This is a genomic window from Citrobacter cronae, from assembly GCF_016893685.1.
Classification (GTDB): domain Bacteria; phylum Pseudomonadota; class Gammaproteobacteria; order Enterobacterales; family Enterobacteriaceae; genus Citrobacter; species Citrobacter werkmanii.
This window is the reverse complement of record NZ_CP069763.1, coordinates 4,675,056-4,689,411: the sequence shown is the minus strand read 5'-3', so window position 1 is coordinate 4,689,411 and position 14,356 is coordinate 4,675,056. Positions and strand designations below refer to the sequence as shown.

The 14,356-nt window shown below is 53.8% G+C and carries 15 protein-coding genes; 6 read left to right on the top strand and 9 right to left on the bottom strand.

The genetic code is table 11. The features are described 5' to 3' along the window. The 4 genes from menB to pmrD all read left to right on the top strand — a co-directional run bounded on the left by menB (position 1) and on the right by pmrD (position 3,588). Complete coding sequence (menB, locus tag JSN25_RS20290; RefSeq protein WP_038642278.1) at positions 1-858, top strand: 1,4-dihydroxy-2-naphthoyl-CoA synthase; 858 nt, start codon at positions 1-3, stop codon at positions 856-858. Then, the gene (menC, locus tag JSN25_RS20285) at positions 858-1,820 is read left to right on the top strand and encodes an o-succinylbenzoate synthase (protein ID WP_038642276.1); all 963 of its coding nucleotides are present in this window, start codon (positions 858-860) and stop codon (positions 1,818-1,820) included. Before menB ends, menC begins: the two co-directional genes overlap by 1 nt. Then, on the top strand, positions 1,817-3,229 hold the full coding sequence (gene menE / locus JSN25_RS20280) for an o-succinylbenzoate--CoA ligase (RefSeq protein ID WP_199978705.1): 1,413 nt from the start codon (positions 1,817-1,819) through the stop codon (positions 3,227-3,229). The genes menC and menE overlap by 4 nt, the downstream gene beginning before the upstream one ends. Positions 3,230-3,324: 95 nt before the next feature. Further along, a complete protein-coding gene (gene pmrD / locus JSN25_RS20275) occupies positions 3,325-3,588 on the top strand; it encodes a signal transduction protein PmrD (protein ID WP_087857366.1) in 264 nt (87 codons plus the stop codon). Between the two features lie 2 nt (positions 3,589-3,590). Here pmrD and arnF read toward each other — a convergent pair whose 3' ends face one another. The 8 genes from arnF to nudI form a co-directional block, all read right to left on the bottom strand. Beyond that, positions 3,591-3,977 (bottom strand): 4-amino-4-deoxy-L-arabinose-phosphoundecaprenol flippase subunit ArnF, encoded by a 387-nt coding sequence (arnF, locus tag JSN25_RS20270; protein WP_038642270.1) that lies wholly within the window; start codon positions 3,975-3,977, stop codon positions 3,591-3,593. Beyond that, on the bottom strand, positions 3,977-4,312 hold the full coding sequence (gene arnE, locus JSN25_RS20265; protein WP_087857367.1) for a 4-amino-4-deoxy-L-arabinose-phosphoundecaprenol flippase subunit ArnE: 336 nt from the start codon (positions 4,310-4,312) through the stop codon (positions 3,977-3,979). The genes arnF and arnE overlap by 1 nt, the downstream gene beginning before the upstream one ends. Further along, the gene (arnT, locus tag JSN25_RS20260) at positions 4,309-5,964 is read right to left on the bottom strand and encodes a lipid IV(A) 4-amino-4-deoxy-L-arabinosyltransferase (RefSeq protein ID WP_204525301.1); all 1,656 of its coding nucleotides are present in this window, start codon (positions 5,962-5,964) and stop codon (positions 4,309-4,311) included. The genes arnE and arnT overlap by 4 nt, the downstream gene beginning before the upstream one ends. Further along, positions 5,961-6,863: a 4-deoxy-4-formamido-L-arabinose-phosphoundecaprenol deformylase gene (gene arnD, locus JSN25_RS20255; RefSeq protein ID WP_204525300.1), complete on the bottom strand. Its 903-nt coding sequence runs from the start codon at positions 6,861-6,863 to the stop codon at positions 5,961-5,963. Before arnD ends, arnT begins: the two co-directional genes overlap by 4 nt. Next, positions 6,860-8,842: a bifunctional UDP-4-amino-4-deoxy-L-arabinose formyltransferase/UDP-glucuronic acid oxidase ArnA gene (arnA, locus tag JSN25_RS20250; protein WP_204525299.1), complete on the bottom strand. Its 1,983-nt coding sequence runs from the start codon at positions 8,840-8,842 to the stop codon at positions 6,860-6,862. Before arnA ends, arnD begins: the two co-directional genes overlap by 4 nt. Next, positions 8,839-9,822: an undecaprenyl-phosphate 4-deoxy-4-formamido-L-arabinose transferase gene (gene arnC / locus JSN25_RS20245; RefSeq protein WP_204525298.1), complete on the bottom strand. Its 984-nt coding sequence runs from the start codon at positions 9,820-9,822 to the stop codon at positions 8,839-8,841. Before arnC ends, arnA begins: the two co-directional genes overlap by 4 nt. A gap of 2 nt (positions 9,823-9,824) precedes the next feature. Beyond that, complete coding sequence (gene arnB / locus JSN25_RS20240) at positions 9,825-10,964, bottom strand: UDP-4-amino-4-deoxy-L-arabinose aminotransferase (protein ID WP_204525297.1); 1,140 nt, start codon at positions 10,962-10,964, stop codon at positions 9,825-9,827. Between the two features lie 292 nt (positions 10,965-11,256). Beyond that, positions 11,257-11,682 carry a nucleoside triphosphatase NudI gene (nudI, locus tag JSN25_RS20235; RefSeq protein ID WP_204525296.1) on the bottom strand — a complete coding sequence of 142 codons (426 nt, stop codon included), beginning with the start codon at positions 11,680-11,682 and terminating at the stop codon, positions 11,257-11,259. A gap of 315 nt (positions 11,683-11,997) precedes the next feature. Between nudI and JSN25_RS20230 the strand changes: the two genes are divergently transcribed. Both JSN25_RS20230 and JSN25_RS20225 read left to right on the top strand, forming a co-directional pair. Then, positions 11,998-12,540 (top strand): YfaZ family outer membrane protein, encoded by a 543-nt coding sequence (locus JSN25_RS20230; protein ID WP_038642254.1) that lies wholly within the window; start codon positions 11,998-12,000, stop codon positions 12,538-12,540. Positions 12,541-12,619: 79 nt separating this feature from the next. Then, entirely contained in the window at positions 12,620-13,816 is a 1,197-nt protein-coding gene (locus tag JSN25_RS20225; protein WP_204525295.1) for a nicotinamide mononucleotide deamidase-related protein YfaY, read from the top strand. 38 nt (positions 13,817-13,854) lie between these two features. On the opposite strand, the gene JSN25_RS20220 is transcribed toward JSN25_RS20225, so the two are convergent. Next, positions 13,855-14,356, bottom strand: a 502-nt coding sequence (locus tag JSN25_RS20220) for an Rpn family recombination-promoting nuclease/putative transposase (RefSeq protein WP_204525294.1), incomplete at its 5' end; no start/stop codon positions are given.

The following is a 14,356-nucleotide window of genomic DNA, read 5'->3' as shown; positions in this document are numbered from 1 at the left end:
ATGATCTATCCTGATGAAACAATGCTTTACGCACCGGTAGAATGGCACGATTGCTCTGCAGGCTATACCGACATTCTCTACGAGAAATCCACCGACGGTATCGCCAAAATCACCATTAATCGTCCGCAAGTACGCAATGCTTTCCGTCCTGTTACCGTAAAAGAGATGATCCAGGCGCTGGCGGATGCCCGCTATGACGACAACATCGGCGTGATCATTTTGACCGGTGCGGGTGACAAAGCGTTCTGCTCAGGTGGCGATCAGAAAGTGCGTGGCGACTACGGCGGATATCAGGATGACTCCGGTGTGCATCACCTGAACGTGCTGGACTTCCAGCGTCAGATTCGTACCTGCCCGAAACCGGTCGTGGCGATGGTGGCAGGGTACTCCATTGGCGGCGGTCATGTGCTGCATATGATGTGTGACCTGACCATTGCGGCAGAAAACGCCATCTTTGGTCAGACCGGCCCGAAAGTGGGTTCCTTCGACGGCGGTTGGGGTGCCTCTTATATGGCCCGTATCGTTGGTCAGAAAAAAGCGCGTGAGATCTGGTTCCTGTGCCGTCAGTACGATGCGCAACAGGCGCTGGATATGGGCCTGGTCAACACCGTGGTTCCGCTGGCAGATCTGGAGAAAGAGACCGTACGCTGGTGCCGTGAGATGCTGCAAAACAGCCCGATGGCGCTGCGTTGCCTGAAAGCGGCGCTGAACGCCGACTGCGATGGGCAGGCAGGCCTGCAAGAGCTGGCCGGTAACGCCACCATGCTGTTCTACATGACGGAAGAAGGTCAGGAAGGCCGTAACGCCTTTAACCAGAAACGTCAGCCTGACTTCAGCAAATTCAAACGGAATCCGTAATGCGTAGCGCGCAGGTATACCGCTGGCAGATCCCCATGGACGCGGGGGTGATTCTGCGCGACAGGCGGTTAAAAACGCGTGATGGGTTGTATGTTTGTCTGCGTGACGGCGAGCGTGAAGGGTGGGGAGAGATCTCCCCGCTGCCAGGCTTCAGTCAGGAAAGCTGGGAAGAGGCGCAAACCGAGCTGCTGGCCTGGGTGAAAGGCTGGCTGCAAGGGGATGCTTCTTTACCACAACTGCCTTCTGTCGCTTTTGGCGCAAGCTGTGCGCTGGCCGAACTGGCAGACGCTCTGCCGGAGGCTGCAGACTATCGTGCTGCGCCTCTGTGTACGGGCGATCCTGACGATCTGGTGCTGCAACTGGCGGATATGCCGGGCGAAAAAGTTGCCAAGATCAAGGTTGGGCTGTATGAAGCGGTTCGCGACGGGATGGTAGCCAATCTGCTGCTGGAGGCGATTCCGGAGCTGCATCTGCGACTTGACGCCAACCGTGCCTGGACGCCGTTGAAAGCCCAACAGTTCGCGAAATACGTCAATCCAGAATATCGTGGACGCATCGCCTTCCTTGAAGAGCCTTGTAAAACCCGCGATGACTCACGCGCATTCGCGCGTGAAACCGGCATCGCCATCGCCTGGGACGAAAGTCTGCGCGAAGCGGATTTCACCTTTGAAGCCGAAGAGGGCGTCAAGGCTGTGGTTATCAAACCGACGCTGACCGGTAGTCTCGACAAAGTGCGTGAACAGGTTGCGGCAGCGCATGCGCTTGGTCTCACCGCCGTTATCAGTTCATCTATTGAGTCGAGTCTTGGCTTAACCCAACTGGCGAGAATTGCCGCCTGGCTGACGCCGCAGACCATTCCGGGTCTGGACACGCTGAGTCTGATGCAGTGCCAGCAGGTACGCGCCTGGCCGGGTAGCGCGTTGCCGTGTATTGCCGTTGATGCGCTGGAACGCCTGCTATGACCTCATGGGAAACGCCTGCTAGCGCGAGCTTAGCGGGCACTGACTGGCCCTGGCGCGACTGGCGACAGGTTCGTGCGCAGGCGTCAGCCCTGCGCCTCAACGATGAAGTATTAAGCTGGAGTGAGCTTTGCACGCGCGTCGATCATCTGGCCTGCGGGTTTGCCGCTCAGGGCGTGGAAGAGGGCGATGGCGTCCTGCTCCGCGCATGGAATCATCCGCGAGCCTTACTGGCCTGGCTCGCGCTGCTGCAATGTGGGGCGCGGGTTTTACCTGTGAACCCGCAGTTGCCACAGTCGTTGCTTGACGCGCTGGTTCCGGACTTAACGCTACGTTTTGCGTTGGATCTGGAGGCGGCTACCGCGTTCCCGGGGCTGAATCCGTTGCAGATGCAGGCGCTACCTGGCGCACATGCCGCCGCGTGGTTGCCTCAGCGCTTGAGCACAATGACGTTAACCTCAGGTTCCACCGGATTGCCGAAAGCGGCGGTTCACACCTGTCAGGCGCATCTGGCAAGTGCGCAGGGGGTGCTGTCATTAATGCCGTTTGGCGCTGAAGATGACTGGCTTCTTTCACTGCCGCTGTTTCATGTCTCCGGCCAGGGTATTTTATGGCGCTGGTTGTTTGCCGGAGCGCGAATGACCGTGCGCGACAAGCAGCCGCTGGAACAAATGCTGGTCGGCTGCACCCATGCCTCGTTGGTCCCTACTCAGTTGTGGCGCTTGTTGGTCAATAAAACGCCGATCACGCTCAAAGCGGTGCTGCTGGGCGGCGCGGCTATTCCTGTTGAGTTGACGGAGCAGGCGCGCGATCAGGGGATTCGCTGCTGGTGCGGTTATGGACTGACGGAATTCGCTTCCACCGTCTGTGCGAAAGAGGCGGATGGTCTGGCAGATGTCGGTTCAGCCTTAGCGGGCAGAGAAGTCAGAATCGTGGATGACGAAGTCTGGCTGCGTGCGGCCAGCATGGCGCAAGGCTACTGGCGCAACGGGCAGCTTACCCCTCTGGTTAACGCGGAAGGCTGGTTTGCCACCCGCGATCGTGGGGTGTTAAAGGACGGCAAATTAACCATTATCGGTCGCATGGACAATCTGTTTTTTAGCGGCGGGGAAGGCATACAGCCAGAAGAAGTGGAACGCGTGATTGCAGCGCATCCGCAGGTTCTGCAGGCCTTTATTGTCCCATTAGAAGATAAAGAGTTTGGTCATCGTCCGGTGGCGGTCGTTGAGTATGACACCGATGCTGGTGACGCCAATCTTGCAGAGTGGGTTCAGGATAAGCTGGCCCGTTTTCAGCAACCGGTTTGTTGGCTGACGTTGCCGCCCGAGCTCAAAGCCGGAGGGATTAAAATCTCTCGTCGCGCGTTGGCGGATTGGGTAAGTGCTTCATCATTAACATTAAGAAAACATTAATTACATTTCTCATTTTTGCCATTCCGTCGCTATTGTCGTTTTGTTTATCAGCTAAAGTGTAACCTGATGTGAAATTGATTAACAAAAGGTGCGCTATGGAATGGCATGTGAAGAAGTCTTGCTGTCATAAGAAAGCAGGGAGGCTCTATATCGTACTTTGCGATAGCGGTGGATCACTTAAGATGCTTGCTGAGGCGCAATCTTCCGAGCAGGTTAAACCTGGCGATCTCCTTTCGCCGCTGAAAGACGCCCAGTATTGTGTTAATCGTGATGCATCCCGTGTGATTAAAATAATCGATGCCAGACAGTACATTTGTGACGAATGGGAGCGCCTGGTACGACTGTCGGCAGATAAATGAGCTCAGCGCCGATGCTGGTCAGCAGGCAGAAAAATCGCCATTAAACCCGCCATTATGCACAGTACCCCAACCAGCGCTTTCACTGAAAATGTGCCCTGCCAGCCGGGCAGGATCATGGATGCGATCCAAACCAGAACATAGCTGAGGCTGAGCAGGGCATAAGCCTTGCTCAGGGCGAGCTGATGCAGGGCCTTATGCCAGCAAATTACCGACAGTAAATATCCCGCCAGCCCACTAAAAAGAGCAAATGCGCCAGCGTTGAGGGCGAATACGGCGGATAGAAATTTCAACGGTTGCAGCATCGGCGGCAGGTTATCCATCGCAAAGCCGAGACTCAGTTGGGCGGCCGAGGTGATAATCACGCTACATAATCCCCAAAAAATACCCATTACACCGCGCTCCCAAGTATGAATATGCCAGTGATTATCAGCCCCACACCCAGCCAGTGGCGCGTTGCGACCGGTTCGCGCCAGATTTTCCAGGCGGCCAGCGTCACCCAGACAAAATTCAGGCTCAGCATGGGATAGGCGATGCCAACAGGGATATTCTGCAACACCACCAGCCACAGCAGCATAGCCAGGCCGAGGCTTGCCAGGGCCAGCCCAATCCATTGCGTAATATGGCGTTTTCGCCTGCCTGATGGTACCGGACGGGTTGCCTGCTTCTGGCATAACTGTCCGCATACGCTGAGCAGGCTGGCGAAAATTAAGACTATCCAGATCATTTCGGTCGATACTGAATCAGGACCAGGCGCCCCTGATTATCGATATAATCAGCGGGAGGAATGGCTAGTTGATTAATATCTTCATTCTTATCAATCGAGAGCACGAGGGTAATATTTCCTTGCTGACGGTGTTGGGCTAACCAGTCGACAAAGTCCGTCCGACTGACAAAGCGCCCTTGGGCATCCGGATAGTTGAGGCCGTATTTCAACTCGCCTGTTTGTCCGTATAGCATGATGTCGTCACGCTTCAGGCTCCAGGCCAGCCCCGCAGCGACGCCAACGCTGTCGGTGAGAATATAGCGGCTGGATTCCAGCGACTCTTTGGTCATCTCGACAAAAAACTGCGGTTGTTTAGATTCCATGACCCGATCGGGAATGGAGAAGCCAAACAACAGCGCCAGTCCTAATGGGCAAAACGCGGCAAATTGCCAGTTCTTCTCGCGGTTATTTAACGTATACCAGCCAAAGAGCGTCCAGGTGAGAAAAATACCCCATGCACAAAAAACCTTATAGGTTTCGATATGCGACCAGACAGGCGTTTTCAACGGTCCCAGCGTGGAAACAATAAACGTGGCGATAATGCCCGCCACACCAAACAGAACGTTGATCCAGCCATTCACACGCAGCGCGGCTGAACCTTTTTGTGCGGCCTGCAGGCCGAACCGCGCCGTTAATATCGCTAACGGCGCGAAGCAGGAAAGAATATAGGTCGGCAGTTTTCCTTTTGCGATGCTGAAAAACAGGATCGGCATGATAATCCAGCTTAGCAGGTATAGCGCGCTGCGCGGAACATCCCGCTCCCGCCACCCCGTACGTAGCGCGCCGGGAAGCAGTCCGAGCCACGGCAATGCGCCTGCCACCAGGACGGGAATGTAGTACCAGACAGGGGCCTTATGTTGGGCATCATCCTGGGCGAAGCGTTGAATGTGTTCGACCCAAAAGAAATAATGCCAGAAGTCCGGCTCACGCTGAGCAATCGCTACACCCCACGGCAGCACAATCACGACGCAGCCGACGACTGCCAACAGGCCGTAGATGATCAGGTCTTTCCAGCGTTTTTGCACGAAAACCCACGGCAGTACGCTGAGCACAGGAACGGCAAGCGCCAGGAAACCCTTGGTCATCACGCCCATGCCGCAGGTTAGCCCTAACAGCAGAAAGGCGATGATTTTGCGTGTTCTGGTCGTGGCCTGCATCCCCTCCCAAAAGCAGCACATGCCCGCCATCAGCCAGAGTGCGATCATAGGATCAAGTACCGCGTAGGTACCGATGCTATAGACCGAAAAAAAGGTTAAAAAGATGACTGAAGAGAGTACTGCGGTACGCTTATCCTGCCATATTCGCATAGTAAGCCAGGCTACCAGTAGCGCAGTCAGCAAGGTGGCAAAAATAGCGCCCGCTCTGACGCCAAAATTATTGGCGCCAAACAGCCATTGCCCGATGCTGTTCAACCAGTATCCGGCAATCGGTTTTTCAAAATAACGCAGCCCTAAAAAGTGCGGAACGATCCAGTCGCCAGAGGTCAGCATCTCCCGGCTGATTTCGGCATAGCGCGTTTCATCAGGCTGCCACAGCAGACGACTATTAATAGGTAAAATAAAATACAGCGCGATAAAAGCGATAAATGCCAGGGCGTTACGTACCGATTTCATTGTGTCATATCCACGGGTTGCTGACAGCCGAGCCATCCCTCTCTGCCGGGAATTTTCCCACGCACGATCCGCCCTGTTGGCAGCGTACTGATATCGTCCGGTAGCAGATCCCCGAGCGGGCAAAACGTAATTCCCATGTCGGCAGCGCGAGTGAGCAGCTCGTCAAAATTCTGCTGAAAGGCAATACCTTCCACTTCTGCATGAATGGTGTATACCGGCGTCTCTCTGCACATCCGGATGTGGGAGAGAATATAAGCGTTAAAGTCCACCGCCTGAACCTCCTGACCCACCACTTCATCCCATGTGGGTAATGTGACAGGAATTTGCGGCGTACCTGCTTTCCCGGACGCCAGCACAGGACGGAATAACGACGTTCCCCGACAGTCGCTGTTATAGCGCAGATGGAATGTTTCTTTGGCATGGACGACGCGGTCGTCGGCACGCCATCCCGCAACGGCGGAGCAGGTAACGGGCTGATTGATGATAGCTTCAAGGGCGGTAATGCCACGTGAAATATCGTCAATCAGCTCTTTGTCATTCCAGTTTCCGCTTCGCGCCTGCCAGGCATGGTGATCCCAGGCATGCAAACCGGTTTCATGAAGCAGGGCGGTTTGCGCAATAATTGCCGCATTGGCCTGGCCGATCTCTTTTCCCGGCCATGCTGTACCCGCCAGCAAAATATCCCATCCGTAGAGCGATGCTGCGTTTGAGCGCAGCATCTTCCACAGAAATTGTGGCTTCACAAGACGCCAGAGATGGCGTCCCATGTTGTCAGGTCCCACGCTAAAGAAAAAACTTGCCCGAACGTTATGTCGGTTCAATGTCTCCAGCAGGCGGGGCACGCCTTCGCGCGTCCCCCTGAACGTGTCGACATCAATGCGCAAGCCAACTTTGGTCATGATGTGTGTTCCGTGATATCCACACTGCGTAAGAAGAAGTCCAGCGTCTCTTCTACCGTTTCCTGCATCTCAATGGTGGGTTCCCAGTTCAGGCAACGTTTTGCGTTGCGAATATTGGGCTTACGATGCTCAACGTCCTGATAACCTTTACCATAGTAGCTGCTGCTTTCGACGTCGCGGAAACCGGCAAACGGCGGAAAATGCTGACGTAATGGATGTTTTTCAAAGCAGGAAAGCAGCATTTCTGCCAGTTCCTGAATACTCGCTTCGTTCTCCGGGTTACCAATGTTGATAATCTCGCCGTCACAACGTCCGCCTTCATTTTCAATAATGCGGTACAGGGCTTCGATACCATCGCGAATGTCGGTAAAGCAGCGTTTTTGCTTGCCGCCTTCAATCAGCTTAATCGGTGAGCCTTCCACCAGATTGAGAATCAATTGGGTAATGGCGCGTGAGCTGCCGATTCGCGCGGCATTCAGACTGTCCAGACGCGGTCCCATCCAGTTAAACGGACGGAACAGGGTGAAGCGCAATCCCTCTTTTTCGCCGTATGCCCAGATCACGCGGTCCAGCAACTGTTTGGAAACGGAGTAGATCCAACGCGGTTTATTCACCGGACCGACGATCAGATTCGAGCTGTCCTCATCGAAGACTTTATCGGTACACATGCCGTAAACTTCGGACGTTGACGGGAAAATGATGCGCTTACGGTACTTCACGCAGTAGCGAATGATTTTCAGGTTCTCTTCAAAATCAAGCTCAAACACGCGCAGTGGGTTACGGGTATATTCGATTGGCGTGGCGATCGCGACCAGCGGCAATACGACGTCGCATTTTTTCACATGATATTCAATCCATTCGGAGTGAATATTGATGTCGCCTTCAACGAAATGGAAACGCGGATGTTGCAGGAAACGCCCAATGGCGTCGCTACCAATATCGAGTCCATATACTTCGTAATTGTCTTCTTGCAGCAGGCGCTCGGTCAGATGGTTACCAATGAAGCCGTTAACGCCGAGGATCAGCACGCGAGTACGACGTTTGCTGGTGGTAACTGACTGGCTGTTCAGACGAGAACCGGGTACGAGGCCCAGAACCTGCGCCAGCTGTGAGCCCTGCATTGCAATACCATCGCCAGCTTGCCCGGTAATAATCTCCAGTGCGCCATCGACACAGGCGATCAGCAAAGGCGACACGGAGATGACGGTGCCAGGTTGGGCTGCAAGGCTATTTGTGCAAACACGCGATGACCAGACGGTGAACTTTTGCGTGCCGACATAGCTAAATGCGCCCGGCCACGGATCGCTGACAGCGCGGACCTGGTTATGCAGCTCCGCGGCGGGTTTGTTCCAGTCAAGGAAGCTATCTTCCGGTGTGCGGCGGCCAAAACAGGTAGCCTCTGCTTCCTGTTGAGGGCGTTCTGCGTAATCCCCCGTTTTAATCGCGGGCAGCGCCTGTTCCAGCAGGTGACGCGCAGCCTGGCACAATTTATGGTGCAGCGTTAACGCCACATCATCCGGAGAGATAGCGACAGACTGCTGGGCGATAATAGCGCCCGCATCCGCGCGTTTGATCATGCGATGAAGCGTGACGCCGGTTTCGGTTTCGCCATTGACCAATACCCAGTTCAGCGGCGCGCGGCCGCGATATTTCGGCAGCAGCGAGCCGTGCAGATTAAATGCTCCCTTGGGCGCTAGTCTGAGGATCTCCTCACTCAGTAAATGGCGATAGTAGAACGAGAAGATAACATCGGGTGCCAGTTGGCTAATGCGCTCGATCCACAAAGGATGATTAACCTCGTCCGGGGCGTAAACCGGAATACCGGCGCTGGCGGCGAGGCGGGAAACAGAGCCAAAAAACGCTTTTTCACCCGGGTTGTCGGTGTGCGTAAAAATTGCGGCGATTTCATAACCTGCATCCAACAAGGCCTGGACACCCTGACATCCCATATCGTGATAGGCAAATACGACGGCTTTCATGCGCGGTTTTCCTCGGTTGACTGCGTGGTTTGTGGGCGGATAACGTGTTGAACAAAATAGCGGGGGCGGGCGCGGACATCGTTATAGATGCGACCGATATATTCGCCGAGTAAACCCATGCCAATGAACTGTGCGCCGATAAAGGTAAACAGGACGGCAAACAGCATGAATACCCCTTCCGCGGCCCACTGCGGGCCGAGCGTCAGGCGCAACACAACAAGCAGAACGGACAACGTAAAGCCCGTGGCGGCAATCACGCTGCCGAGCAGGCTCAACATACGTAACGGCGTGGTGGTCAGACAGGTCACCAGGTCATACATCAGGTTGATCAGACGCATGAAGCTGTATTTAGAATCACCAAATTCACGCTCTGCATGGTGTACCGGGATCTCCGTGGCGCGACGGGCAAAAATATTGGCCAGAATCGGAATAAAGGTGCTGCGCTCCTGACAATGCAGCATGGCATCGACAATATGGCGACGATAGGCGCGTAGCATGCAGCCGTAGTCGCCCATTGCTTTACCGGTAGTACGCTGAATCAGGTGGTTGATCATGCGCGAAGCGGTCTTACGAAATACACTGTCCTGTCGGTTCTGGCGTACCGTTCCGACCACATCGAAGCCTTCATCTGCGGTGGCGACCAACCGTGGGATCTCCTCCGGCGGGTTTTGTAAATCGGCATCCAGCGTGATGATCAAGTCACCGCTGACATGGCTGAAACCGGCCATGATCGCCGAGTGCTGGCCGTAATTGCGGTTCAGCAGAATAGAAACAATATGGCTGTTCGGCGCCTGAGACGCGTCCATCATCAGTTGCGCGGAATGGTCGCTGCTGCCGTCATCGATCAGCAAGATTTCATACTCTTTGCCCAATTTTTTGCAGGCGGCGCTGGTACGTCTGATTAGCTCTGGCAGGCTTTCCTGTTCATTAAAAACGGGAATGACCACCGAGACTTTTTTGATCGGTGTTGCTTCAAACATGGTTATTGTCCTGCAATCTCGCGAAGTGCCGTAATAACTCGCTGGGTGTCAGTGGCGGTCATATCGGGGAACAACGGCAGCGAGCAGATGCGTGCGCTATTCCACTCTGTATTGGGCAGCGAAAGCGTGGTGAAGCGTTCGCGATAATATTTTTGCGTATGGGCCGCACGAAAATGCAGACCGGTGCCGATATTTCTGGCCTTCAGCGCTTCCATTAAGGCATCTCTGTTCAGGCCACAGCGCGCTTCGTCAACACGAATGATAAACAGATGCCAGGCATGAACGTGAGACCACTGGGGCAGGCTCAACGGTTGAAATGGCGTATCGGCCAGCGCCTGTTGATACTCCCGGGCAATTTGTGCACGGCGTGAGTTCAGTTGCTCCAGTTTATTCAACTGGACCAGCGCGATGGCGGCATTGATATCCGTGAGGTTGTATTTGTATCCTGGCGCCAACACTTCAGCCTGCGGCGCGCGGCCGTAGGTTTGTCGATCAAAAGCATCAACGCCCAGGCCGTGAAACTTCAGACTGCGAAGCCGCTGGGCAAGCTGGCCGTCGTCGGTAACAATCAGCCCACCTTCCGCACAGGTAATATTTTTGATGGCGTGAAACGAGAAAATAGCGGTGCCGTGCGCGCCGACATGACGATTCTTATATAACGTCCCTACGGCGTGCGCCGCATCTTCGATGATCGGAATGCCATAGCGCTCGCCAATGGCATAAATCGCGTCAAGATCGGCCGGGGCGCCTGCGTAATGTACCGGAACAATCGCTTTGGTTCGTGGTGTGATGGCCGCTTCAATCTGCTCTGGCGTGACCATGAGCGTATCACGATCAACGTCGACCATGACCGGCGTCGCACCCAGCAGGACAATCATATTGAGGGTAGAAACCCACGTCATCGATGGCGTGATGACCTCATCGCCCGCACCGATGCCCAGCGCCATTAGCGTGATGTGCATTCCAGCGGTGGCGGAGCAGACGGCGACGGCATGCTGATTTCCCGTGAGCTGGCAGAAGGCTTGTTCCAACTGCTGATTTTGCGGGCCGGTGGTTATCCATCCCGAGTCCAGAACCGCCTTCACTGCGGCAAGCTCTTCAGCTCCCATCGCCGGGCGAGAGAAAGGCAAAAAGTCAGACATCATTATTCCTTCGAGCCATTTAACGCCACCGACGTTTTATTTTTCGCGATAAACAGGCGCGTCGTTAATTATTTATCAGGCTTCAAAGGTTAATGACTGAAGGTTAATTTATCCTTAAGAGTTTAAGGTTCGAGATATAAAGGAAAATAACGGTGTTTTTAATTTATTATTTTGAAATTAAATGAATTTTACAGAAATGGTGTGGCGTAAACGGCATTGCTGGTTGCTGTAGCCAGGTCAATGCAATGCCGCAATTCAGGAAGGTATTTTATGCCGCTATTAGAATGATAATTTACAGTAATCCTTTCAGGGTTAACGTTTTACGCGTAGCGACATTTAAGTCGTACGTGCCGAGATCTTCCGGTTTAACCCAGGCGAATGCCTGAAACTCTTCGTTAATGTTCACTTCACGATTCGCCGCGACACAATCAAAGATGAGGTAAATCATGTAAATCTCTTCCTGGCTGCCATTGGCATAGGTTTTGGTGCGAATATCATCACTGAAGGTCCAGGGGGTAATTTCTGACAACACGAGCTGTTCGCCCAGTTCTTCCCTTACTTCCCGACGCAAAGCCTCTTCAATGCGTTCGCCCGCTTCAACACCGCCGCCAGAAAGCGCCCACTGGCCGGGGAAAACGCCACGGTCATCAGCCATTTTGCACAGTAAATAACAGCCATTATTTTGAATTAATGGACAAACAATCGTTCTTTGGCGCATAGGTTGGGTCCTTGTAGGGGATGCTGAGAATTCCATTGTGTACCCATCTTACCTTTTGCTGGCGGCAGAAAAAACGCTTCCGTGACGTTTAACCCTGCTTTATCAGGGGAGAAGGGGATGTTTGTTGAAAACGGGGGCCTGCTATGTCGATTCTGCAAATAGCCCTGGAATTTAACCTTAACTCAAACTTGTAAGTAGTATTTGGTTACAATATGCCATTGCATCGCTTTTTTAGCTCATTGATTCCTTGTCATCTGGCAGTACAATTCCTCGGTTTTGGGGCTATGTTTTGATTCTTGCTGGAAAGGATAGAAAATGAAAAAAAGTTTAATGTTGGGTTTTGCCGGAATGCTGTTTGTTTCCGCGTCGGCGAGCGCAATTAGCATTAGTGGCCAGGCGGGCGAAGATTACACCAACCTTGGGTTTGGTATGGGGACTGAATCTACCGGACTGGCGGTCAGCGGTAACTGGATGCATAACGATGACGACGGCGATGCAGCCGGTCTGGGACTGGGTCTGAATATTCCACTTGGTCCGTTGCTGGCAACCGTCGGAGGGAAAGGTATTTATACTAACCCTAATGATGGTGATGAAGGCTACGCGGCGGCAGTTGGTGGCGGTTTGCAGTGGCCGATTGGCGATAGTTTCCGCCTGTTTGGCGAGTACTATTACTCTCCTGATTCGCTTTCCAGCGGTATCGACAGCTATGAAGAAGCCAATGCCGGTGCGCGTCTGACAATTATGCGCCCGCTGAGCATTGAAGCCGGTTATCGCTACCTGAACCTGGCGGGTAAAGATGGCAACCGCGATAACGCGATTGCTGATGGTCCGTACGTTGGGGTTAACGCCAGCTTCTGACATTTCTGGCGCGGCGTTCAGTCGCGCCTTCCCCCCTCCATGCGCTATAGTGTTTTCATCATAAAAGCAGGAGAACACGATGTTAAACGTGGAGATGCTATCCACCGGGGATGAAGTGTTGCACGGACAAATCGTCGACACCAATGCCGCCTGGCTGGCTGATTTTTTCTTTAATCAGGGATTACCGTTAACCCGCCGCAATACGGTAGGGGACAATCTTGACGATTTGGTCGCTATTCTACGTGAGCGTAGCGAACACGCCGATGTGTTGATCGTTAATGGCGGTCTGGGGCCAACCAGCGATGATTTAAGCGCGCAGGCGGCGGCAACGGCAAAAGGCGAGGGGCTGGTATTGCATGAAGCCTGGCTGGCCGAGATGGAGCGTTATTTCCGCGACCGTGGCCGCGTGATGGCGTCGAGCAACCGCAAACAGGCTGAGCTTCCTGCCAGCGCTGAATTTATCAATAATCCTGTCGGCACCGCGTGTGGATTCGCCGTGAAGCTAAACCGCTGCCTGATGTTCTTTACGCCTGGCGTGCCATCGGAATTTAAAGTCATGGTTGAGCATGAGATTCTGCCGCGTTTGCGTGAGCGTTTTTCTCTGCCTCAACCACCTCTCTGCCTGCGATTAACCACCTTTGGCCGTTCCGAAAGCGATCTGGCGCAGAGTCTGGATCCGCTGCCTTTGCCGCCGGGAGTGACAATGGGTTACCGCTCGTCGATGCCGATTATTGAGCTGAAGCTGACCGGGCCTGATTCCCAACGAGACGCCATGCTGGCGCTGTGGCCTGAAGTGAAGCGGGTTGCCGGGCAGAATATGATATTCGAAGGTACGGAAGGTTTGCCTGCGCAAATCGCCCGCACATTGCAGGAGCGACAATACAGTCTGACGCTGAGCGAACAGTTCACCGGTGGCTTAGTTGCACTCCAGCTCTCTCGCGCTAATGCTCCTCTGCTAGCGAGTGAAGTGGTTCCACCTCAGGAAGAAACGCTGGCGCAAACGGCGCACTGGATTACCGAGCGACGCGCCAAACATTATGCCGGGCTGGCGCTGGCAGTATCGGCATTCGAAAGCGAACATATTAACTTTGCGCTGGCAACCCCGGATGGGACACATGCCTTGCGCGTAAGGCTTAGCGCTAATCGCTACAGTTTGCCGATTCGTCAGGAAGTTTGCGCGATGATGGCGCTGAATATGCTGCGTCGTTGGCTAAACGGCCAGGATATCGCCAGCGAACACGGCTGGATAGAAGTGGTTGAATCGCTGACGATTTAAACATTGATTGGGAAGGCTACAAACCTTCCCAACCTGACTCACTCTGTAACTTCGCCAGGCAATAGCCCGGTAATTAACTGAACCAAATTATGATCAATTCCATTTTCCAGCATCATGCGAGCGATACGTAAGGCTTCTTCTTGCGTACCTTTTTGCACTCCCTGTTCTAATCCTTGCTGTATCCCTTCTTGTAGGCCATGGTGGTGGCCTTCTTGTCTTAGCCTCTCTGCGATCGTCATCAACCTCTCCTTGTGATGGGGGGAACGTTCGGCAACCTCATGGATAAATGCGCTGACGTGAGAAACATTGCCGTATCGTAGCAGGTAATTTAATAGCGTTTGCAGCTGGCTGTCATTAGCGGTGCTTGTAACTAAAAGCGAGACCAGACGGTCCACCAGCCCCATCAAATCACGATCGCGAATATGTTTTTGCATTAATTCAAGCAACGCGACGCGCCGATGCTGCGCAATCTCATCGTCCGGTATTACGGTGATGTCCACCAGCGGGAAAGCCTCTGAATACAGTTGTCGTGCCAGCTGC

What these genes read in the sequence shown, in the direction of transcription:
- JSN25_RS20230 (WP_038642254.1), top strand. Translation starts at nt 11,998, where the DNA reads ATGAAAAAAAGTTTAATGTTGGGTTTTGCCGGAATGCTGTTTGTTTCC.
- arnB (WP_204525297.1), bottom strand. Translation starts at nt 10,964, where the DNA reads ATGTCTGACTTTTTGCCTTTCTCTCGCCCGGCGATGGGAGCTGAAGAG.
- menE (WP_199978705.1), top strand. Translation starts at nt 1,817, where the DNA reads ATGACCTCATGGGAAACGCCTGCTAGCGCGAGCTTAGCGGGCACTGAC.
- JSN25_RS20225 (WP_204525295.1), top strand. Translation starts at nt 12,620, where the DNA reads ATGTTAAACGTGGAGATGCTATCCACCGGGGATGAAGTGTTGCACGGA.
- menC (WP_038642276.1), top strand. Translation starts at nt 858, where the DNA reads ATGCGTAGCGCGCAGGTATACCGCTGGCAGATCCCCATGGACGCGGGG.
- arnA (WP_204525299.1), bottom strand. Translation starts at nt 8,842, where the DNA reads ATGAAAGCCGTCGTATTTGCCTATCACGATATGGGATGTCAGGGTGTC.
- arnT (WP_204525301.1), bottom strand. Translation starts at nt 5,964, where the DNA reads ATGAAATCGGTACGTAACGCCCTGGCATTTATCGCTTTTATCGCGCTG.
- arnF (WP_038642270.1), bottom strand. Translation starts at nt 3,977, where the DNA reads ATGGGTATTTTTTGGGGATTATGTAGCGTGATTATCACCTCGGCCGCC.
- pmrD (WP_087857366.1), top strand. Translation starts at nt 3,325, where the DNA reads ATGGAATGGCATGTGAAGAAGTCTTGCTGTCATAAGAAAGCAGGGAGG.
- menB (WP_038642278.1), top strand. Translation starts at nt 1, where the DNA reads ATGATCTATCCTGATGAAACAATGCTTTACGCACCGGTAGAATGGCAC.
- arnD (WP_204525300.1), bottom strand. Translation starts at nt 6,863, where the DNA reads ATGACCAAAGTTGGCTTGCGCATTGATGTCGACACGTTCAGGGGGACG.
- arnE (WP_087857367.1), bottom strand. Translation starts at nt 4,312, where the DNA reads ATGATCTGGATAGTCTTAATTTTCGCCAGCCTGCTCAGCGTATGCGGA.
- nudI (WP_204525296.1), bottom strand. Translation starts at nt 11,682, where the DNA reads ATGCGCCAAAGAACGATTGTTTGTCCATTAATTCAAAATAATGGCTGT.
- arnC (WP_204525298.1), bottom strand. Translation starts at nt 9,822, where the DNA reads ATGTTTGAAGCAACACCGATCAAAAAAGTCTCGGTGGTCATTCCCGTT.